General features: G+C 38.2%; 19 protein-coding genes. 5 read left to right on the top strand and 14 right to left on the bottom strand.

Features of this window, described 5'->3' with window-relative positions:
- Window positions 1–204 precede the first annotated feature (204 nt).
- Together P9B04_RS21515 and P9B04_RS21510 are read right to left on the bottom strand one after the other, a co-directional pair.
- Entirely contained in the window at window positions 205–792 is a 588-nt protein-coding gene (locus tag P9B04_RS21515; RefSeq protein ID WP_342057015.1) for a ParA family protein, read from the bottom strand.
- Between the two features lie 300 nt (window positions 793–1,092).
- A complete protein-coding gene (locus P9B04_RS21510; RefSeq protein WP_342057014.1) occupies window positions 1,093–2,103 on the bottom strand; it encodes an ABC transporter permease in 1,011 nt (336 codons plus the stop codon).
- Window positions 2,104–2,344: 241 nt separating this feature from the next.
- Between P9B04_RS21510 and thrC the strand changes: the two genes are divergently transcribed.
- The gene (gene thrC, locus P9B04_RS21505) at window positions 2,345–3,652 is read left to right on the top strand and encodes a threonine synthase (RefSeq protein WP_342057013.1); all 1,308 of its coding nucleotides are present in this window, start codon (window positions 2,345–2,347) and stop codon (window positions 3,650–3,652) included.
- Between the two features lie 104 nt (window positions 3,653–3,756).
- Entirely contained in the window at window positions 3,757–4,032 is a 276-nt protein-coding gene (locus P9B04_RS21500) for a MoaD/ThiS family protein (RefSeq protein WP_342057012.1), read from the top strand.
- Between the two features lie 131 nt (window positions 4,033–4,163).
- Here the strand turns inward: P9B04_RS21500 and P9B04_RS21495 are convergent, their stop codons facing one another.
- Window positions 4,164–4,346 (bottom strand): hypothetical protein, encoded by a 183-nt coding sequence (locus P9B04_RS21495; RefSeq protein ID WP_342057011.1) that lies wholly within the window; start codon window positions 4,344–4,346, stop codon window positions 4,164–4,166.
- Window positions 4,347–4,579: 233 nt separating this feature from the next.
- Between P9B04_RS21495 and hemH the strand changes: the two genes are divergently transcribed.
- On the top strand, window positions 4,580–5,743 hold the full coding sequence (gene hemH / locus P9B04_RS21490) for a ferrochelatase (protein ID WP_342057010.1): 1,164 nt from the start codon (window positions 4,580–4,582) through the stop codon (window positions 5,741–5,743).
- Here the strand turns inward: hemH and P9B04_RS21485 are convergent.
- The 7 genes from P9B04_RS21485 to P9B04_RS21455 form a co-directional block, all read right to left on the bottom strand.
- Window positions 5,735–9,346, bottom strand: a complete 3,612-nt coding sequence (locus tag P9B04_RS21485) for an NACHT C-terminal alpha/beta 1 domain-containing protein (RefSeq protein WP_342057009.1) — start codon at window positions 9,344–9,346, stop codon at window positions 5,735–5,737. The two genes, hemH and P9B04_RS21485, sit on opposite strands and share 9 nt — an antisense overlap.
- 217 nt (window positions 9,347–9,563) lie before the next feature.
- On the bottom strand, window positions 9,564–10,823 hold the full coding sequence (locus tag P9B04_RS21480) for a response regulator (RefSeq protein WP_342057008.1): 1,260 nt from the start codon (window positions 10,821–10,823) through the stop codon (window positions 9,564–9,566).
- A gap of 121 nt (window positions 10,824–10,944) precedes the next feature.
- On the bottom strand, window positions 10,945–11,721 hold the full coding sequence (locus tag P9B04_RS21475; protein WP_342057007.1) for an RNA polymerase sigma factor SigF: 777 nt from the start codon (window positions 11,719–11,721) through the stop codon (window positions 10,945–10,947).
- Between the two features lie 249 nt (window positions 11,722–11,970).
- Window positions 11,971–12,741, bottom strand: coding sequence for a DUF364 domain-containing protein (locus P9B04_RS21470; protein WP_342057006.1), 771 nt, complete (start codon window positions 12,739–12,741; stop codon window positions 11,971–11,973).
- Between the two features lie 20 nt (window positions 12,742–12,761).
- Window positions 12,762–13,646: a 4-hydroxybenzoate solanesyltransferase gene (locus tag P9B04_RS21465; RefSeq protein WP_342057005.1), complete on the bottom strand. Its 885-nt coding sequence runs from the start codon at window positions 13,644–13,646 to the stop codon at window positions 12,762–12,764.
- Between the two features lie 105 nt (window positions 13,647–13,751).
- Window positions 13,752–14,075, bottom strand: a complete 324-nt coding sequence (locus P9B04_RS21460) for an HdeA/HdeB family chaperone (protein ID WP_342057004.1) — start codon at window positions 14,073–14,075, stop codon at window positions 13,752–13,754.
- A gap of 32 nt (window positions 14,076–14,107) precedes the next feature.
- Window positions 14,108–14,446 (bottom strand): hypothetical protein, encoded by a 339-nt coding sequence (locus P9B04_RS21455; protein WP_342057003.1) that lies wholly within the window; start codon window positions 14,444–14,446, stop codon window positions 14,108–14,110.
- 379 nt (window positions 14,447–14,825) lie between these two features.
- Here P9B04_RS21455 and P9B04_RS21450 point away from each other — a divergent pair, with 379 nt between their 5' ends.
- Entirely contained in the window at window positions 14,826–16,799 is a 1,974-nt protein-coding gene (locus P9B04_RS21450; RefSeq protein ID WP_342057002.1) for a bifunctional aldolase/short-chain dehydrogenase, read from the top strand.
- An 88-nt stretch (window positions 16,800–16,887) separates the two neighbouring features.
- On the opposite strand, the gene P9B04_RS21445 is transcribed toward P9B04_RS21450, so the two are convergent.
- Both P9B04_RS21445 and P9B04_RS21440 read right to left on the bottom strand, forming a co-directional pair.
- The gene (locus tag P9B04_RS21445) at window positions 16,888–18,099 is read right to left on the bottom strand and encodes a cation:proton antiporter (protein WP_342057001.1); all 1,212 of its coding nucleotides are present in this window, start codon (window positions 18,097–18,099) and stop codon (window positions 16,888–16,890) included.
- Window positions 18,100–18,148: 49 nt separating this feature from the next.
- On the bottom strand, window positions 18,149–19,387 hold the full coding sequence (locus P9B04_RS21440) for an NAD(P)/FAD-dependent oxidoreductase (protein ID WP_342057000.1): 1,239 nt from the start codon (window positions 19,385–19,387) through the stop codon (window positions 18,149–18,151).
- Between the two features lie 236 nt (window positions 19,388–19,623).
- Here P9B04_RS21440 and P9B04_RS21435 point away from each other — a divergent pair, with 236 nt between their 5' ends.
- On the top strand, window positions 19,624–19,782 hold the full coding sequence (locus P9B04_RS21435; protein WP_287138742.1) for a hypothetical protein: 159 nt from the start codon (window positions 19,624–19,626) through the stop codon (window positions 19,780–19,782).
- A 24-nt stretch (window positions 19,783–19,806) separates the two neighbouring features.
- Here P9B04_RS21435 and P9B04_RS21430 read toward each other — a convergent pair whose 3' ends face one another.
- Window positions 19,807–20,868 (bottom strand): FUSC family protein, encoded by a 1,062-nt coding sequence (locus tag P9B04_RS21430; protein WP_342056999.1) that lies wholly within the window; start codon window positions 20,866–20,868, stop codon window positions 19,807–19,809.
- A gap of 7 nt (window positions 20,869–20,875) precedes the next feature.
- Entirely contained in the window at window positions 20,876–21,976 is a 1,101-nt protein-coding gene (locus P9B04_RS21425; RefSeq protein WP_342056998.1) for a hypothetical protein, read from the bottom strand.
- Window positions 21,977–22,322 lie beyond the last annotated feature (346 nt).

The following is a 22,322-nucleotide window of genomic DNA, read 5'->3' as shown; positions in this document are numbered from 1 at the left end:
TGCATAAGGCTTTCATGCTTGTTCTTAATTCTCTCATGAATAATGCAGGCTAGATGGTACTCCTAAGCTGTTCTTATGGATGTTCGTAACTTGTATAGATGTGTGGTTTTTTAATTATTGTAAGTATAATTATTTTGACCGTGAGAGTCCATCGGATAATACCCCATAGACCTCACGATAAAACTGTAGCTTTCTTGATAATATTTAGGGTAAAATCTCTTTCCCCACTGCTTCGTAAGCTGACCAGGCTGTTTTTGAGCGAGGATCGGGATAGTCTCTGGTAATAACACCCCTTTGAGAGGATTTTTCAAAAACAACTAACAGAGGAATGGATGTTTTAAAGCGAGGTAAGTCCGCTTCTCTCAAACGTTTTTTAGCCTCTTGTCCGCTTTTAGCCCGCCCATCTACTTTGGTCAACAGCACTTTAAAGTTAGCATTGAGGGCTTGCAGTTGTTCTACTGCTTTAAAGGTTGCGTCTAAGTCCAAATGGTTGGGGGTTGTGGGAACAATCAACAAATCGCTACCGTCTGCAAGGTCTTTAAACTCTTCAGGTTCCGGCCTCGCCCTGGTATCAACGATAATGTGGGGATATTTCCGAATAATACTGGTTGACCCAGCTTGGGAAGCCACATGAAACGGTAGCTTATCCTCCTTAGACCAAATTAGAGCAGAACGGTTGCGATCGGCATCGATAAGCAAGGTAGGGGCTTTTTCTTGTAAATAAGCTGCCAGGTGAATTGAAGTGGTGGTTTTGCCTACGCCCCCTTTCAAAGCAGTAATAGAAATAATCATGGTCTAGTTCCCTCACTGACCCAAATGGTAAGTATTCCGTTCCCAGATTATACTACTGTGACCCCCTTTTTTATAATGACAGTTAAAAAACCGTCACCCTGGGGAAACTTATCTGTTGGGCTTGCGTCAAGATAGGAGTGTGTGTGAGGAGTAAGAACGAAAGACGTAAGCCTTTGAGGTCGAAACATGGCCAGACTCTTAAAGGCTTTTTTTCTTGTTTATATTTTTGTTGTCACAAAATTGACTTTTCTATCAAAATCGATCATGTTTTTTCCCAGGAAATAAATTTTAATCTAATAATTACTCTTTTTTAATTTGACTACTAACACCGACGAACAATAGGGTTAGTCCTTGAATTACCGTTATAATGGTAAAGGGAACTTCCGCACTTCTTTGCATGACATTCGCCCCACTTAGTAAAGCCCCAAAAAATAAGGAAGTTAGCAAAACAGCAAAAACATTACCTCGACTTAAAAAGGCGATCGCAACAGCATTAAACCCATAGCCAGCGGAAAAGTTTTCAAACAAACGGTATTTTAATCCCATCACTTCCGTGGCTCCTGCTAAACCACATAGTCCCCCTGACAATGCCATAGTCAAAAGAATAGTTTTACTGACCGAAATTCCTCCATAAGTTGCTGCTTTAGGATTTAAGCCAACAACTTCTATTTCATAGCCAATAATAGTTTTTTGTAGTAATATACCAACCGCGATCATAGCGATAATTCCTACAAAAATTCCAGCATGGGCTAATGTTTTTGGTAGAATAACTGGCAATTTAGCTGCTTCTGCAATTAAGGGAGAATAAGCACCAGGCGCATTGGGTTCTGCTAAGGGATGATTGACTAAATAACTAATAAAATTAATAGCAATGTAATTAAGCAATAACGTGGTGATAACTTCATTAATTCCTCTGTAAGCCTTCAAATATCCAGGAATTAATCCCCACAACGAGCCACTAAAAAATCCAAATATCAACGCTAAAATAATGTGTAACAAGTTAGGAATATTTTTAATAAATAATCCTGCCAAAGTGCTACCTAATGCTCCTAAATAAATTTGTCCTTCTCCACCAATGTTAAACTGTCCTCCTTTTAAAGCGACTAAAATTCCTAAACTCGCTAATAGTAAAGGACTAGTTTTTGTTAAAGTATTAGCAAATCCATAATAACTAAATAAGGATTCTTGAAACAGTACTTTATATGCCTCCAGGGGACTTTTGCCGATTAAAATAATCAAAATAGCTCCAATTATTAATGATATCGTAATAGCGATAATCGGATAAATTAAATTGTTTATTTTATCTCGCAAAATTAATCTTTCTCCTCATACTATTAAAAAACTTCAATGCTTACTAAATATATAACACTACGAATTATTGATGAGCCGTGGATCTTAACAAGAGTGTTTAACCCCTTGTGATGTCAACGAAACTACCTATTGACCAACTCTACAAAACAATCCCGACTGTTTTAGTCGGGATTGTTTGACGGGTGTTTTTGTCCGTGTTACTATCCAAAAAGATTGACGAAATGTTACTCAGTACCCAACTATGACCCAGGCAACTCAACCCCAAACATCGCTAAGCTTTGCGCCTACTTTCACCCACCTGGTTTCCAAAGAAGGTGGGGTTAAATATCCCCTCAAAGCCCTCCATGTTTGCGAAGAAACCTTTTCCCCTCTAGAAGTAGCCTACGATTACGAGGCCATTCGTAACCAAGTAACTCGTACCACCATCGAAGCAGGGCCAAACTCTATCTGGCGTTATAAGGCATTTTTGCCCGTAGAAAGCCAAAATCCAATCGATGTTGGCACAGGGATGACTCCTCTGGTTAAATCTACCCGTCTCGCTCGCCGCCTGGGTCTAAAAAATCTTTACATCAAAAACGATGCAGTGAATATGCCCACCCTTAGTTTTAAGGATAGGGTGGTTTCTGTTGCCTTAACTCGCGCAAAAGAATTAGGATTTACTACAGTTTCTTGTGCAAGTACCGGAAACTTAGCCAACTCTACCGCGGCGATCGCTGCTCACGCTGGTTTAGATTGTTGTGTGTTTATTCCTTCAGACTTAGAAGCAGGGAAAGTTTTGGGAACCTTAGTTTACAACCCTACTCTAATGGCAGTTAAAGGTAACTACGACCAAGTTAACCGTCTATGTTGCGAAGTAGGTAACACCTACGGTTGGGGCTTTGTCAATATCAATCTACGTCCTTACTACTCCGAAGGTTCTAAAACATTAGGTTTTGAAGTAGCAGAACAGTTAGGATGGAAATTGCCGGATCATGTGGTTGCACCTTTAGCCTCTGGCTCCCTCTATACCAAAATTTACAAGGGTTTCCAAGAATTCATCAAAACTGGTTTAGTGGAAGATAAGCAAGTCCGTTTCAGTGGCGCACAAGCAGAAGGGTGTTCTCCCATTGCCACTGCATTTAAAGAAGGGCGGGACTTTGTTACCCCTGTCAAACCCAATACCATCGCCAAATCTATTGCCATCGGGAACCCTGCAGACGGGTACTACGCTTTAGACATTGCTCGTAAGACCAACGGGAATATTGAGAGTGTCAGCGATCCCGAGATTGTCGAAGGCATTAAATTATTAGCCGAAACAGAAGGCATTTTTACCGAAACTGCTGGCGGAACCACCGTTGCAGTTCTCAAGAAGTTGGTAGAAGCAGGAAAAATTGACCCTGAAGAAACCACCGTAATTTACATCACCGGTAACGGACTAAAAACCCAAGAAGCGGTGCAAGAGTACATTGGTCAACCCTTACTTATTGATCCTAAACTAGAGAGTTTTGAGCGTGCATTAGAACGTTCTCGCACCTTAGATCGCCTAGACTGGCAACAAGTTCTAGTTTAGTTCCCCTTTGCGCCGTCGAGGTTTTCTCCATCGTATCCTTGGCGGCTGTTTTTTTGGCGATTTTTAGCCATCATCACGAATAATTGCTTCATTTTTGGATAACTATGGCTGTCAAAGTATTAATTCCCACACCTCTACAAAAGCACACCAAAAACCAAGCTACCTTAGAATGTAGTGCGGATGATGTTGCTACCTTGATTGAAACCTTAGAAAGTAACTTTCCTGGTATCAAAGAACGTTTGTGCGATGAGACTGGAACACCCCGTCGCTTCCTCAATTTTTACGTCAACAGCGAGGACATTCGCTTTTTGGATAATATCAACACCGCTTTAAAAGATGGTGATGAAGTGAGTATCGTTCCTGCAGTTGCAGGCGGTTAAAGCAAGTTTGTAGCTTCTTAAATAAGATCAAGATCGAACTTTTCTTTTCGGTTGCTAAAGGTATATGATGTAACGTGATTAAAGTCCTGCTTTGGCAGGATTTTTTCATTTTAAGTTCCTAATATTAATTTTCAACGGCGTTTCCGAGCTTTCCAAGTTCCACCATAAACATAGTAAGGATTATTATCAGAAACTTGCTGCCAGCACTGCAAACAAATAAACCACCACTGCTGGGATGAATCAAGCTGTACTCGATACAATACTTTAGACAAGATATGACAGCGATCGCATTCTTTTTGTCGCACTCGTCCCATAACCACTCCTAATGCTCCGTACTCTAACGTTGATCTGGTTCTAATTTTACCTAGGCTTTTGCCTCGTAGACAAGAGTTATGAGGGAAGGTTCAAGAGGCGACCCCTTTTTTCCTCTTGCTTGTTGTCTTGAACAAAAGAAGATCGGTTATTCAAGGGGAAAGTGTTACTATCGGTTCAAATATTGTTACACTTATCTAAAGAATCAAAAAATGTTAACTATTTATATAGAATTATGGATCGTGTTGGGATATTATTACTAAATTTAGGGGGTCCAGAACAATTACAAGATGTTCGCCCTTTCCTGTTTAATCTATTTTCTGATCCAGAAATTATCAGACTGCCTTTTCCTTGGCTACAAAAACCCTTAGCTTGGTTCATTTCTAATGCTAGAGTTAGTACATCCCAAGAGAACTATCGTCAAATTGGAGGGGGATCACCTTTAAGGAAGATCACAGAAGCTCAGGGAGAAGCCCTTGAACAGAAATTAGCCGAGACTGGTCAAAAGGCTGATATTTATATTGGAATGCGCTACTGGCATCCCTTCACCGAAGAAGCCATTGATCGTATCAAACGCGACCATCTGCGTAAATTAGTCATTCTGCCCCTTTATCCTCAATTTTCCATAAGTACCAGTGGTTCTAGTTTTCGCTTACTGGAGGAGATGTGGAAGGCTGATCCGATGTTACGGCAAATTGAATATACTTTAATCCCCTCTTGGTACGATCATCCTCTTTATCTACAAGCGATGGCGGATTTGATTGCGCAAGAGTTGGATAAATGCCCAAACTCCGATCGCATTCATATATTTTTCAGCGCCCACGGAGTACCTCAAAGCTACGTTGAGGAAGGTGGTGATCCTTATCAAGCAGAAATTGAAGCTTGTACCCGTTTGATTATGGAAACCTTAAACCGTCCTAACCCCTACACTTTGGCTTATCAAAGCCGAGTTGGTCCTGTGGAATGGCTAAAACCCTACACAGAGGATGCGTTGCAAGAGCTTGGGCAGCAGGGGGTAAAAGACATCTTGGTAGTTCCCATTAGTTTTGTTTCCGAACACATAGAAACTCTACAAGAAATTGATATAGAATACCGCGAAGTCGCTGAAGAGGCAGGAATCACTAATTTTCTCAGGGTTCCTGCCTTAAATACCCATTCCCTGTTCATCGATGCCTTAGCAGACTTAGTTACCCATTCCCTAGAAGAACCTCCTGTTACCTTTGACTCTGTTACCCATCCCAAGAAAAACATGAAAATGTATCCCCAAGAACGTTGGCAGTGGGGAATGACCACGGCTGCTGAGGTTTGGAATGGAAGGTTAGCAATGTTAGGGTTTTTGGGCTTACTGATTGAGTTGATGACTGGTAATGGGCCTTTACATTATGTAGGTCTATTGTAACTTTTGTTTGAGCCAGTTTATCAGGGTTTGATCTAGCTGGGGATCATCGGGAGAAAAGACAGATAATTCCGATGACTCCTGCTGAGTTATGGCAGCAACAATGCCTCTAAACTTGGCTAAACTCTCTAGAAGATGGGAAGATAACCTCGAATTCTCCTGGTCATAAAAAAGTAGGATTAGATTGCTTTTAGTCAATTTTTGCTGTAAAAGATGCCAATAAAGACGAAGTTTAGAAAGGGTTTCTGGTAAACCGTGGTCAAATACAGGGCAATCTTGTTCCAACATTTGATCGTAGATATCAACAGCAGGGTTTTCTGAATCAATAAACCGACAACTCTCAATCCAAATTATTTGACTAGAACCTAACTCTGGGGTGTTTTTTATTTGTTGTTGTAACTTTTCAAACAGTGGGAGGTTTTTTGTTGTTTCGGTTTCAGGAGTTTGAGAAGTTTGAGAAGTTAAAGAGCGTTCCTGGGGTAAATTCCGTTTCTGCCAGGCCTTCTTAAAAGTGTGATAAGGTAAATGCTGTGAGCAGTGCCACATGACTTGATAACAAGGAGAATCCTTGGGTAAGGATTGCTTAACTAGGTGTTCCCGTAATTGACTTACCACTTGAGCCATTTGTTTTTCTGGTACAATCTTTATTAACCCTTCGGCGATTTGTTTTCCTAAGCCTTGATCCTTAATAGTTGGCAAAATCCTCAGAAAAGTGGCAATCGCTCCTTTATTATTTACAGCGATTTTACTCAAACTTTTCGTTGCGCAACGACAATTTTCTCTGTGAGAACTGGTTTCTAATACCCGAATTAGTGTGGCGATCGCGGCTGGATTTCCTTGACCAATTTCTCCTAAACTTTCTGCGGCTAAACTACGAAGATCTGGATCATTTGTCGACTGAACGAGGTTCACCAAAACCATTAAAGCCTCTAAGTTTCCTGGATCGACTTTACCCAAACTAACCGCAAGCTGACGCAGCACAAACTCATCTGTTGAGGTTTGTAAGCTTCTACTCAAGACATTAATACAAGCGGAATTACTTGGACTAATTTTGCCCAAATTTTCTGCAATTTCTCGATATGTTTCTTCCTCCGAAACTTCTTCCATCAACTGCATAGATACTTTAACAATTAGTGGATTACTAGGATCAATTTTACCTAAACTATCTAATGCCTCTTTACGAATCAATGAAGGTTCATCGGGTTGGATTAATTTTTCTAAAATACCAATAGTTTGTTTATTTTGGATTCCAATCTTTCCTAAACTACTTATGGCCATCCAACGAAGATAAATGTCATCGTTCTCTTCAAGAAGAGACACTAAGGCGGCGATCGCTTGATTATTTCCTAGACAAACTTCTCCTAAACTATAAACCACTTCTTGACGAATGCTTGCGTTTGTCGTTGTCTTCATCAATTTGACTAAAACAGCAATAGCTGTGGGATTTCCTTGGTCTATTTTTTCTAAGCTTTCTGCTGCTTGTCGTCTAATAGTTTCGTCATTGGTTGTGCGAATTAACTGCACTAAAATAGCAATAGCTGTTGCATTTCCTCGACCAATTATTTCTAAACATTGAAAAGTTCTTCTCCTCAGATTAGGACTCGGTTGACGATGTAGTAAACGAACTAAAGCTTTAACCCCCTGCCCTTGTCCTTGAGCTATTTTTTCTAATGCTAAAAAAGCTTTTTGATAATCTTGTTCGTCAGTGGCAGTTTCTAACCCCTGAACAATTAAAGTGATAGCTGTAGAATTCCCAGGATCGATGGTTCCTAAAGTTTCTGCTAATTGCCAACGAAGGTCGTTTTCTTGGGTGTTTTCCAGAAATTCGGTTAAAGCAGCGATCGCTTGTTGATTTTTTTTGCCAAATTTTTCTAGAAAGTCTAATCTTTGTTTTTTTTGCGACTTCTTTGGGCTGTTTTGATAATGATTAATCAAATGAGTTACCACCAAAGGGCGATGAACTTTATTGATAGTTTCCCTAGCCACAAAACGACGTGATTTTTCTAAATCCTGTTCTTTAAATGCCCAGGTCAATAATTGTTCTATGATAGTGTCTTTTAAAGAACAGTCTTGAAATTCTGACAAAGCTGTGGCTGCTAATAAATAAGCTCTAAAACCATAAAAATTTTCTTCATAACACTCATCTTTAAAACTAACTAAAGCTTTTATTAAAGCTTCTTTTTCTGCTGGTAAAATATCTTCTCTTCCTAACCAAAATAGTAATATTCGTTGCCATTGGTCGCTAAATATCTCGATAGAGGTTGTTTCTTTTTGTAGAAAATACTGCCAGTTTTCAATGGCTAAAGCAGCAAAATAATCTTCAAAGGTTTGATCCTCAAATCGATACTGATTGTGTTCTTCTGGGTCATTTACTACACCTACCGGTCTTAACCAGTGAAGTTGGAGACTTAAAGATAGTAAATCTTGATTATCTTCGATTTTCCTTTGAGAAATAGGGACAAAAGATTCTACTGTGTTTCGATGATTAAATGCTAATTGGGTTAAAAATCGATTCAATGGTTGTTGTTCGGTGGGAGCGATATCGGTATTTTCGGCTTGCCATTGATAGAATTCACTTACTAGAATTTGATAGAAAGTTGCTGATGTTGCTGGTAAGTTTTGAGGATTTCTTTGCCAAAAACGGCATAATAAGGACAAGCGTAAAGGATTCTTTAACCATGTCTGAAGATGTCTGTTTTCTGGCTGAATTAAACAACTGAACAATTTTTTCCCTAAATCGCTTTCAAACCCAGATTTTTCTTGGTTAGATGTATGGGGATGCAACCATTTTTCCACAAATTGCTGAATTTCATTTAGATTTGATAAGGATTTCGCTTGATATATATCAAAGTTATCTAAAGCTTGCCCTTGCATTTTCCAGGTAACATTTTGGCAAGTTAGAATTAGATGGGAATTTCCTAAAGACTCTTGTTGTCGTACAAAGACAGTGAGGGGAGAATCATTGTAGTTATCCCTGGATTTGGCCAATAAGTGATCTATCCCATCCCCAAGCAGCCACACTTTACCACTTTTTAATAGTGCCTCAAAGGATGTTCGCCAGAATTCTTGGGACAGTTTCTGGTTTTTACCATAGTGTTTTGAGCATTGACTCAGCCATTTTTCTGTTAAGTAGTCTTTGAGGGTGATGTTTGTTAGTTGTTCGGGAGACACCCAAATAGGAATATAATCTGTTTCCTGAAGCATCCAATGGGCAAATGTTTGTAAACAAAGACTTTTACCAGTTCCTGATTCTCCAACAATAGCAACTTTTCGTCTATATTTTAGGTTTGTATCGAGATCACAGATTTGTTTGAATAATAATTCTAATGAATAGTCATTGAGATTTATTTGCTTAGATTCTCTGAATTTACCTTGGGATGATGGATTTTGACTGTGTTTTGAGTAAGTATTGCTATTATTGCTAGTTTGAATATGATCTAAATGAATCAATAAATCTTTCCCATCCTTTCCCATGTCATCGGGTTGGGTACTCATAGGATTGATGGGCAAAAAATACTTCAGCATAATCTGACCTACTTTTTTCCAGTCAATGCTAAAGCGGAGAGGATTCGTTTTAATGGCGGGGAAGTTGGGTTGGGACATCATTGTCGCCTACTTTTACTACAATTTTACTGTCTTTTGGTAAGTTTTGAAGTCATTTAAGTAATAATTTTTTATAGCAATTTCTTTTGATATAGATTCAAGTTTGTCCTCAATTCAAGGAAGTATAGCCTTGTTTTTTAGACCCTTAGCATGAAAAATGGAAGAATGTTTCATTAAATTATTTCTTTGTTTTACAAGTAACCTAGATAAGTGAAATTGACTATTGGACGGTTGCTTCTTGGGGTAAATGTTCAGAGATTATGTCTAATACCTTCTCTTTATGCCAAGGTTTACTAATGAAGGCAGAACATCCTAGAATTGTTTTTTGTAAAGATTCCATTACTTCTTCCTTACCTACTAAAACGATAACGGGAGTCTTGGGTATTGTTTGCTTATTCCTTAATTGACGACAAATTCTCCAACTATCCATACCTAACATATCCAAATCAACAAAAATTAAATCAGGTTTATGGACAACGCAGAATGGGATTACTTTATTATGATCATTAATACCTAAAAATTGATAACCTTTCTCTGTAACAATATTGTTCATTAGCTGACAACTGCGGAGATTTTGATCTAGACAAGCAACCAATTTCTTCTGGTTTTGAGTGGGAGATTTGTCTTTAGGTAAAGCTAGAGGTTGGGGTAAGTCTTCGATTTCGATCAAATCTATCAGTCTTAGTTGAACATATAGTGCTAAAGATGAGACCAAGCGTGACAAATTTTGGTCGAAATGAACTGATAAATCCCGTAAACTACGGTTTCCATCGATATTTTGGGTTAAAACCTGATAAGTTTGTGGTGAAGTTCGTTTCTTTAACTCTTCTACACTCTTAATTATAGGTGCCTCATTGGGAGAATGATTACCTAGTGTAGAACGGTACCAGTTTTGCCAAGATTTCCAGGTAGCAATAACGCTTTGCTCTGGATCAAATAAAATTGGAGGAGAAGAAAATTTTTTCTCAGTATCAAAGTGACAAGTTACCTCACCAGCTTGCATGAGATCAAATAAAACTTCAATAACCATACTACCAATGATCTCTAATAGTTGTGTGCGGTTAATTTTTTGTTGTTTAAACCAACTACATAATACATTGTAGTCCCAACTAATGGGATGATTTTGGCGAAGAGCGGCAAAAATATCCTTTTGAATGGCAAGGGACTGAAATCCCACCGCTTTTAATTTTGGGCAAATTTGTAAGACAGTTCTTCTCCATCTTCTTACGGGATGAGTTCCTCCTGTTACATAAATAATTCTCCCTAAATACCAATAAATATTAGTCTCTCCTATCTCGGATGTTTGGCAGGAAATTTTACCACTAAATTGATTGTTTTTTAATTGTTGAAACAAAGTTGCCTGTTGAGTGGTGGCAAAGTTTTGGAAACAAACAGGGGGTCGATCAGAAGTTCCCTGTGTCATGGAAAAGGTAGTTAGAGAAGATGGTGTTTTTGTTTTTTCCTGATCAACATCAGCCATTGACACAAGCCCTTTAATTAACTTAAATTATCCAAGCAGTACTATTTTGTCATAATTTTATTTTTGATTGATTGATCAAGATCACAGACCCGTCTCATACAATAAATTCTATAATTAATGATTAACATAACTCTTTATTCATATTATTCTTAAGCACTTCTAATCCTTTTTTTATACGGCGAGAAACGGTTACAACGCTAATACCTAATTGCTCGGCTGTTTCCCTTTGAGTTAGATCTTTAAGAAAAACAAATTCGAGTATATTTCTCGTTTTGTCTTCTAGCTGTCCTAGTGCTTGTTGAAGACGAATTTGATCTTCTTGTGCTAGTTGAAAACTTCGATAGTTAGCATCTGGAACTAATTCTCCTAAGCTTGTTTGTCCTTCTCCATTGTTATTAACTTTAACATCTAAACTAACAGGCTCTCTATTTTGAAAAGCAAGTTTTATCTCTTGCCATTCTTTTAAGGAAATTTCTAAGACCTGAGCAATTTCTGAATCTGTTGGTTGACGATTAAATTTTTCCCTAAATTCTTGACGCACATGGATAGATTGTCTGCCCAATTCTAGCCAACGTCTGGGAATACGAACTGTATATTTTTTATCTCGTAAATAATGTTGAATTTCTCCTCTAATATAAGGAACAGCAAAGGAACTGAATGCATGACCTTTTTCAATACTGAATCGTTCGATAGCACGAATTAAACCTAAACTACCAACTTGGACTAAATCTTCATAGCTTTCTGGACACTGGTGAAGCCAATGATGTGCTTCTCTACGAACTAAACCAAAATTCAATTCTAATATTTGGTTCCTGAGTTTAGTTCTGGGGTTTTTTTGATACTCTCGAAACAAGTTTAGGGTTTCGAGTTTGACATTTTCTTTGACGGGAGTATACATAGCAAATATGCACTACTTTACTGTTGTTGGTGGGTGATTGACTATGTTTAGGGTAAAAGAAAGGGGATACGGCACACAACGGCATTTATACTATTCTTGAAAAGCCCTTCTCCAGAAATTCTACTTAATACTACGGAACAAAATCAGGAAGTATTTTAAAGATGTATTAAATTATAAATTTTTCTGTAAAGCTATTAAATACTAAATGAAGGTAATTTTTCTTCTTGTCTAGCTTCTCGGATTGTACAGTTATTTTACTAAAGTACCTTGCATCAAGGGCAATAGGTGGTATTGGACTCCTGTTTCAAAGATTCTTACTCCACCTCCCTCAGCAATAGTTTGTTTTAAGGCGGTAGAATTACTAACACTAATACCAGCTAAATAATTGATACCAAAATCAGCAAATTCTCTTAACCAAGGAAGAGTTGGTCCCATCAAGACTACAGTAGCATTTCTGGACAGTTCTACAAGACGGGGGAAAGTTTTTTTGGGGATGGAGGTAGCGGTTAGAAATACCCATTCGGACTCAGGCAGTAAATATTCTGATGCGGTTGCAGGGAAGTCTCCAGGGATGGGGTTAAGTTCGATAACATTGATTTTCATTTCTTTCTCGTACTGTTTTAACCCTGGATAGCGACCAATGACTGAAACTTGCTTCCCTTTCAGTTGGGGGAGAAAATACTCAAATACAGATAGGTTGGCTGATGTGGCAATGGGAAGAGCAATGGCTTGTTCTAAGAGGGGCGAGTGAGGATTAATCACCGCGTTGATGGCAGCCATGGCTACGGTTGCTTGATAAGGGTCCCATGATCGCAACCATGATGATAATTCCTGTATGGGTTTATCTACCAGTGTTCCAGACCAAGATAGGGTGCGGGTAGGTATAGCTGGACTCATACACAAGCCTATTCCTTCCGCTTTACACATTGTCCAGGTTAAACCGATAATAATCTCTTCAATGGGAATATTGCTTTGACCATAATCTATTAATAAATCGTAAATTTCTTGGGAATTAATCATATCTTGGCCAAATTTAAAGTTTATAATAGGATATTAACGATAATTCCTACTAATAAGATAAAGCCTAAAATAACATTTTGACTGAATACTTGACCATAGGTTTCGCGGGGAATTTCAGGGGAACTTAAACGAACATATTGTATCATCCAACCCAATAAAGAAATTGCCCAGGTTACCCAAAATACTATATTCAGGTGCATAATTACTGCTAAATATGCCCACAAACCTGCGGTGATGGCAAAGAAGATTCCTACTGCTTCCCCTGCGTATTTTCCGAAGAATAAAGCACTAGAATTTACCCCTATTTTCTGATCATCTTCTCGATCTGCCATCGCATAAACTGTGTCAAAACCTAATGTCCAAAAAACGGTTATTCCCCATAATACCCAGGTGTAATTCTCTAGTTCTCCTGTCACCGCAGTCCAACTAATTAATACTGCAAAACCCCATGCTAAAGATAATACTAGTTGAGGAATGGGAAAAACTCGTTTTGCTAGAGGATAACAGACAATGAAAGGTACAGCGGCAACGCATAACCAAAAGGTTAATTTATTGAGATAAAATGCTAGTATCGCAGCGCAGAAAAGAGCAATAAAAGCGATGATAATACCGACTCTAATAGATAGCGATCGCTCTGCTAGGGGGCGTTTTTTTGTCCTTTCCACTTGAGGATCAATATCTCTATCCCAGAGATCATTAATAACACATCCAGCCGCACTGGTAGCTAAAGTTCCTAAGATTATAACTCCAATTAAAGGTAAGGGAGGAAGTCCTCTGGATGCGAGAAAAATAGCCCATAATGCAGGTATCATTAAGATTAATCTTCCTGCTGGTTTATCCCATCTTAGTAAGCGAATAATGGTTAACCAGGTGGGTTCATTTTGAAGTTCAGATTGATTTATCATGGTATAGTTTATAAATACAATTAATTTGATTTTTAAAAGTTATAAAAAAGTGTCTGCACACCAACACTACAGTGATAGCATCCAGACAGTAGATTCTTATCATTATTAAAGATATTGGTCAAATGCATTCATCAGAGTAACATCAGGGTTATCTATGCAATAGTCGGTAATTTTATCTGTAGCCTCTCGCAAAGCAATTCTGTCAACGATTGTTTGATTATTTCTAGCCACCATTAACCCGTGAAAAAATACTAAGGTTAATTCCCGATCTTTCCCTGGCATTTTTAATAATTCTCGGCAACTAATTTTCTCTAATTCTACTTTCGTATTTTCTGATGTGTCCTGAGCAAGACTTAATAGATTGGACACAGGAATAGTAATAGTTGACAGTAAGACTATAGCTAACAGTTTGTTAGTGAATTTCATCATGACTCCTCATTTTTTATTATTAAAATTAATAGTTATCTTAATGGTGCGCCTCGCATACAATCATCAAACGCCTGACGATATAAGCCATCGTAGTCAGAGGCGCGACGGGAACTACCACCAATGATACCGACAATGGAACCAATGGCTGCGCCTGTACCAGCACCCCTTCCCCCATCAATGATAGCTCCTATGGCGGCTCCACCGGCGGCTCCTCTGGCTCCTCCTCGAAAGAATCCACCTTTAGCATAGCGATCGGCGAAATCTCTGGCATAGCTTTCACAATAAGACGAAGAGCGAGACTGGTATTGAGCGAGGGTCACGCTATTGGATGTTAGCACAACATCAGCAGCTAAAATTGCGCTAATAGTCAACAAGTTTTTCCATAATCTCAGCATCATTCAAGTAAGATTGGTAGTTTTTCTTATCATAGCAGTTTCTACACTGATGAAGTCCGAATTGTTTTGATTTTTGCTATTTTTTTAATGAGACTGGAATTTTTTATCGCTCCTTTGGAGTCGGGAGTTAGGAGTTAGGAGTCAGGAAAGATTCACAATACTATGATTAATAAGTATTTTTTTGTTAAAAAACTCTCAAGAATTAATCGCAGTAATTGAGTTGAAAATTATTTTTGAGTTTTCAATGACTATACATAGTCCAAAATAATATCATCGGTCAATCTTGGGTGTTTTTTTAGCTTAGATTGTTATAAAGTAGGGAAGAAAACACATTTGATGCTTAAGTAATTTGCTGATGAAAAGTTTGTGGAATGACCAAGATGCAGCTAAATATAAAACAGATTTAGCCCTGAGAGTTTACACTTCTAGATTATTGGGACAAAATCCATCTTTAGTGTTGCACGGTGGTGGGAATACATCGGTAAAAATACGACAGAATAATATTGTTGGGGAAGAAGAAAATATACTCTACGTTAAAGGCAGTGGTTGGGACTTAGCAACCATAGAAGAAGGGGGGTTCTCTGGGGTAAGAATGCCTCATTTGTTGAAATTAGCCCAACTCAGTAGCTTGTCAGACTCTCAGATGGTTAATGAGTTGAAAACCCAGATGATTCGTGCAAATGCTCCCTCTCCGTCTGTGGAAACCATACTCCATGCTATCCTACCCTACAAATATGTGGATCACACCCATGCTGATGCGGTAGTTACCATTACCAACACGCCTGAAGGAAGACAGCGTATAGAAGAGATATACGGCGATCGCCTGGTAATTATCCCCTACATTATGCCAGGATTTGATCTTGCTCGTCTCTGTGCAGAAGAATTCGAGAAGCAAAAGGGTGATAATACCATTGGCATGGTGTTGATGAATCATGGTATTTTTTCCTTTGGGGACACGGCGAAAGAATCTTATCAACGAATGATTCAGTTAGCCGGGGAAGCGGAAGACTATCTAAAACGTCATCAGGCTTGGAATATCCCTCAAAAAGCGGTAAATAACCCCAAAATGTCTTTAGGGGAAACCTTAGCCCAACTGCGTTATCAAGTGTCGGTTGCGGCTGGTTTTCCTGTCATTCTTTCCCTACACCAAACGGAGAAAACCCTCGCTTTTGCTCAACGAGAGGACATTGCAACTATTTCTCAACAAGGACCGGCTACACCAGATCACGTTATTCGCACCAAACGTACCCCCTTAGTAGGAAGGGATGTACAGGGGTATGTGAAAGAGTATGAAAGCTACTTTAAAACCCATTTAGACCAGGCCAAGGACGATAAAAACATGGTTGATCCTGCGCCGAGAGTTATTTTAGACCCAGAGTTAGGACTGGTTGCCATCGGTAAAAATGCCAAGGCGGCTGCGATCGTTGCTGATATTTATGACCATACCATCGATATTATCCAACGGGGGACATTGTTGGGAGGGTATCAAGCGTTACCTTCTCAGGATATCTTTGATGTGGAATACTGGGAACTGGAACAAGCAAAACTGGCTAAGGGAGGGCAAACTCCTGCTTTTACGGGAGAAGTTGCCCTAGTAACTGGGGCAGCTTCCGGTATTGGTAAAGCTTGCGTGGAGTCTCTGCTGAAGCGAGGGGCTGCTGTGGTGGGGTTAGATATTAATCAGGCGATCGCAGATTTACACAAGGGTCTCAACTTCTGTGGCCTTATCTGTGATCTCACGGATGAAACGGCTATTCAGCAAGCCTTAGAAACGGCTGTAAGACGTTTTGGGGGTATTGATATGGTGATCCTCAATGCTGGCATTTTCCCTGCTAGTAGCCCCATTTCTGCCCTAGGGACGGAACAATGGCGACGTATTATGGGTATTAATCTGGATGCTAATTTAGTGTTAATGCGAGAGGTTCACCCCTTTTTAAAAATGGCTCCCAAGGGCGGTAGAATGGTGGTTATCGGCTCGAAAAATGTACCAGCACCGGGGCCTGGGGTGGCGGCTTATTCTGCGGCTAAGGCGGCTTTAAATCAATTAACCCGTGTGGCTGCTTTGGAATGGGGTAAGGATAAGATTCGTATTAATTCTATTCATCCTAACGGGGTTTTTGATACGGCTATTTGGACTGATGAGGTGCTAGAAACTCGGGCAAAAAATTATGGTTTAACGGTGGAAGAATATAAGACAAATAATGTTTTAACAGTGGAAGTTACCAGTCATGATGTAGCTGAGTTGGCTGCTAATATGTGCGATCGCTTATTTGAGAAAACAACGGCAGCACAAGTTCCTTTAGATGGGGGCAATGAACGGGTTATTTAACAGTTAGCAGTTATTAATTTTGAAACTAATAATAGTCACGGCTTTTCAATAAAAAATTGTCAGATATCATTAAATATCTGACAATTAGTTAAGTTTCGTTTACGCCGTTTTGGCGGTAACGATTCGCCCAAGGATTGGCTGTTATTCCATGTGCGATGATGCTTAAAAGAACAGTACAAGTAACTGTGGTTGTTAAGATATTACCACTCGGTAAATTACTATTAAGGACAATTACGGCAAAGACAATACTTGCCAGTCCCCTTGGACCAAACCAACCCATAAACAGTTTACTCTCGATATCTAAATTAATATCAAATAGACATAAGAAGACAGGTAAAATCCGCACTATTGTTAAACTTAAAATCGAATATAAGATAATTGGCAAAGTAAGTTCTCCCATATATTTCCCCACAGCAGTTACTCCAAAAGCAACCCAAGTTATTAAAGACATCCCATTACCAATTCCCTCAGAAACTTCTAGCATTTCATGCTTATAAACTTTAACTATGCTGCCAAAGAAAAGTCCACCAACAAAGGAAGCAATAAACCCACTTCCTCCTAAACTTTGTGCCGTGGCGAAACAAGTAAATGCGATCGCAGGAAGAGAAATTTGTCGCAATGTCTCTGATAGCCAATTTTTTTTAAGAGCAAAACTGCCTAATTGTGCGCCAAAGACAGCAATACTTCCTCCTACCAAAGCACCAATACCAATTTCTTCTACAAATAAATGCACTACAAGCTCAGATATACCACTTTCCATATTTTCAGGAATTGCAACTGCTAATAAAACGAATAAAATAGGTACACAAATGCCATCGTTTAAGCCACTTTCAACGTTTAAAACTTCTCGAATTTGAGCAGGAACTTTTGTGTTACTAACTACAGCTTTTCCCAACGCCGCATCTGTCGGTGCAAGCATGGTAGCTAAAATTCCCACTTCCAGCCAACTTACATTAGGAAATAACAATTTACCTACACCAACTCCAAAAATAATCGTAACAGGAAGTCCGATTAACAGTAATCGAGATGGTAAACTCAAGCTACTTTTAAGTACCTTTAAATCAGCACCAGAGGCATCTGAAAAAAGGACTAAAGCAAGGGTTAATTCTGCTAGTAAGCGAATGCCTTCGGATTCAATATCTAATGGTAAGATGTTTAGCCCATTGGGTCCCGATAAAAACCCAAAGACTACATATATCATTGCATCGGAAATAGAAGTTGATTCCAACCTTCCTGCAACAAGACTATAAATAAAAGTAAAGGCTGCAATTATAGCTAATATTTGATAGAAACTTTCCATATATTACTATTTTATATAAAACAAAATTAGGTTTATTTGTGCAAAAATGCTATTGACTGTGACGATGAAAAAGTTCATCAACAATCCAATTAGTTGTTACCTTAAAATCATGGATAGGGGTGGGAAGTAATTGTAAATAAGTTCCCTCTCGAATGAGGTGTCCTGAATGGCCTGTTACTTCAAAGCGATCAAATATATTAGCAACACTTTTCTCAATGCCTAATTTCATCATAGATCCCCGTAATTTTACTTGAGCAGGGGTAAGAGAATGTCCTTTGATCATAGCGTTGAGATTGTGGGCGATCGCTTGTCCCTGTTGGTAGGCAACTTGAGCCGTTGCCGGAAGAGGATCTGAGGATAACATAGTACAATCCCCGGCTGCAAACACTTCAGGAAATTCGGGTAATTGTAAGGTAGGTAAGACCTTTAATGAGCCGTTTTTACTGCGGTTTTCAGGAGAGATAGCCAAGTTTTCAATCAGAGGGTTAGTAGCGGTTCCAGCAGACCAAATAGTAGTGTTAGTCTCAATGGTTACAGTTTGCCCATTCTGTTGATAGGTTACCCTATCAGGGGTAACTTTAGTGACAGATGCCCCTAAAATTAATTCGATAGAAATAGAAGATTTAGCAAACGCTTGACTAACCGCTTCTCGTAAGTGAACATTGATATCTCCTTGTAACAATTCCTGGGGATGATTAATAATTAAAATACGGATTTCTTGAGCAGATTGCTCCAGTTTTTGATACCAATTTGCCAATAAATCTCCTAACGTTCCTGCCATTTCAATTCCAGTTGGTCCCCCTCCCACAATGGCAAAAGTTAATAAGGTTTTACGGGTAGTTTTATCCTCCGTTTGACTTGCTTTCTTAAGACATTGCTGTAAATGTTGACGTAAGGTTTCAGCATCTTCTTTTGTTTTAAAAGGAAATGCATAGTCTTGTGCGCCTTCAACTTTAAAAAATCCTGCTTTTTTTCCTAATGCGAGAACTAAATTGTCATAATCGTAGTGGATATCAGAAGCTAGATAAACTTTTTTTTCTAGTAAATCGATTTGAGTCACTTTATCTTCTAAAAAAGTAATGGGACTTCCTTTTAATAATTCCCGATACAGGGGACAAACTTGATCAGGTGTCATTTCTCCTGTCATTAATTCAAATAACAAAGGGTTAAAGACAAAATGATCTTTATTATCTATGAAAAACAGGGATTGGGGATATTTGTGATGGTAAAGATGTAAAACTGTAAAAAGTCCGACAAAACCACCACCAACAACGATTGTTCTGGTCATTTTGAAAATTCTCCTGTTAAATGACACCAATTAAACTGGTAACGGTTAATTAGCTTAAGCTTTTGAACATTTTGGTATTTTGCTTAACAATACTTATTTTTTAGACACTAAATTAATTAATACTCCTGAGTATATCATAGAAAAATTAGCTCTTCTAGGTTAACTATGATAAATTGGTAGCGATGGCAAGATGAACTGCAATATCTAATTCATTTATTTTTAATAAAAGGGGAAACATGGGAATCAAATGGTGGTTTAAGTGGTGGACAATCGCAGGATTCATTGTTTTAGGAATTGCAGTTTTAAGTGAACCACCTCGGTTATGGTTTTGGTTAGCTATTTTAGCCGCTTTAATTATTTATGGTTTTGAACGAGCTTTAAATGAAGATAAATAATAATGATGTATTTGCTGCCATTTACTAAAAGCTTAGGATAGAACTTTTGGTAAATTCTTGCAACTGTGATGCGATCGCTCTCAGTCCATAAATAGTAGCAGACATTCGTTTAATTTCCCTAGGATTAATAGTAGATGAGATAATATCCTCCTCAGAAATCTCTGTTAGGCGATTGCTTATAGCTTGATTTAATTCTGATAAGTTATCTAGAGGAGTTTCTAATAGTAAAGAAGATGAAGGGATGATGTTTTGACTCACAGTTTCAAAAGTCAAGTTAGTCGCTGTAATCAAGTTATCCAGTTCTGTTTGTATGCGCCAATGAAGATTATCTTTGTCTCCTCCTTCTAAATTAAGTCCTAAATTTAACACCAAACGAAAAAGCGATTTAATATAAATAATTAGACTCTTTCGACGCTGATATGATACTTCATCTACAAAAGGTAAGAAAATTTCACTTCCAGCATTTACTATTAAAGATTCAATAGCATTTAGTTGCTTGGTTATATCATTAATTAATTGCCTACGAATTTGAATATTTTCTATCAACTTTCCTTGTTTATAATCATCGATTATTTCCTGATAGAGTTGCCCAATACTTGCTATAATTTTACCCAACGCAGGATCGATTTTTTCTACATCTCGATTAGGCCAGAAAGCAATATTAACAATAATTCCTACAATAGCACCAAGAAAAATGTTCCAAAATCTTAAGCCGATATATTCAAAGGGTTCATTACTGTAAGATCCACTTAGGGCTATTATAGTAACAATAACCGCAAAAGATAATAAACGCTTGGGTAAATTAAACCAGTATCCTGCTGTGATTAAGGTAATAACTCCTATAGGTAAGCTAATAATAGAATCGCCCTGGAAAGCAACAGTAACAATCATGCCGAATGATGTACCTAATAAAGCAGATTTCAACTTATCTAATACATAACTGATAGTATCTCCTGCAATGGGATGAATACAGAGAATAGAACCATAGAGAACATAGTTCATATTTCTGGTGTGAACTGCATTACCAATTGCAAAAGCAAGGGCTGCACCAAGGGCAAGTTTTATAATATATATATTGCTATTCATAACTATTTTAGTTATTAGTTATTGGTTGATTTTTTTGGTTATCAAGGGACTGATTAATCATAATTTCAGTAGAAGAATCTTCTACTAAGGCGATACTTTCAGAGATGATTTTAACTAAACTTTCTAAACTATATTCAATTAATGCTACATTGAGACGGCTAATTAAATCAAAAGATTGAGTTTCTCTATCTTCTCTCATTTCAGTTAAGCTACGTTGCCATCTTTGAAGATCAATATTAGGGTTAGGTAATAACAGATTTTCAGGAGGATTTAAAGTTACCTGTGCCAATGTTAAAAATGTTTCACTTAGAGTATTATTTAAGAGAGAAATCTCAGGTCTTATTCTATTTAATAGAGGATTATTTTTATTGTTGTGGGTTAAATCTGTTAATTCCCGTAGATGTAAAAAAATTTTCTTTTGTAGCCCTATCAATTGCTCCCACTTCTGTTGTTCTGTTGACGATAAACTATGAGTCATGATAGCGATTTTAAAAGCTTTACTAATGGCTTGTATTTGTTTCTCAATTTGCAAAATTTGAGTATTATAAATTGAATCATCTCGCTCAAAACTAAAAGCAGATTGACTTAAAGTTTCTAAAGTAAGAAAGAGTTGACTTACTTGTTTTTCTATAACTCTGCTACTATATACTGGCCAAAAAAAACTATCAACCAATAGCCCTGATACAACACCTACTGATATTAATATCATCATATAAACAACGGTGGTATAAGGTGCAGATGAGCGAAGAACCGCCATTGCAGTGAAGATTCCTATGGGAGTTAAACCCAGATTTACTGCAACTGGTATCCAAATTTTAATCCCCCATCCTGTTAGTAAAATAAATAAGAAAATAATGACACTGTTGATATAAGAAAAGCTGGCAATAAATGCAGCAAAAATAGACACAACTGCCATAACTAAGAGCATTTTCTGGACGACAAACCTTTTCAATTCAATGGGATCTGGAAAAAGCCAAATAACAACAAAGACAAATAAGGGTCCAAAAAAACTTAAGCTCGCTTGAATATTTAGTACCAGGGCAATACTAAATACTAGGGGCATGGCGATCGCTAATTTAATTAATTTGTATCGATAGATTTTATCCATAGACAGAATGATAATTTGGCAAAGGAACGGGGTTTAGAAACAAAAATATCATAATGAATATTTAACGCTGATAAATCCCTGTTATCCACCGTAAACTAGCTATTGCGTAACTCATAAGCGATCGCTCTTGAACCGTCACCCGTACTTCACCTAACGCACCTTCAATAATCTGGGTATCGGGTCCCTCGCTTTGTGTCCATTCATAACCAGAGGGATTATCAGGATTTTGGCTTAATTCTAGCTCAACCTGGACAACAGGAAGGTTTTGCGCTCTCCCATTGTCAGGAATGGTGGAAGCTTCTCAAAAAGTCTGGGGGGACTCGCCGAAAGTTAGGGGACAAAGATG

It is taken from the genome of Crocosphaera sp. Alani8 (genome assembly GCF_038442745.1).
GTDB lineage: Bacteria > Cyanobacteriota > Cyanobacteriia > Cyanobacteriales > Microcystaceae > Crocosphaera.
Note: the sequence above shows the minus strand (reverse complement) of the source record. Positions and strands in the feature narration are given on the sequence as shown.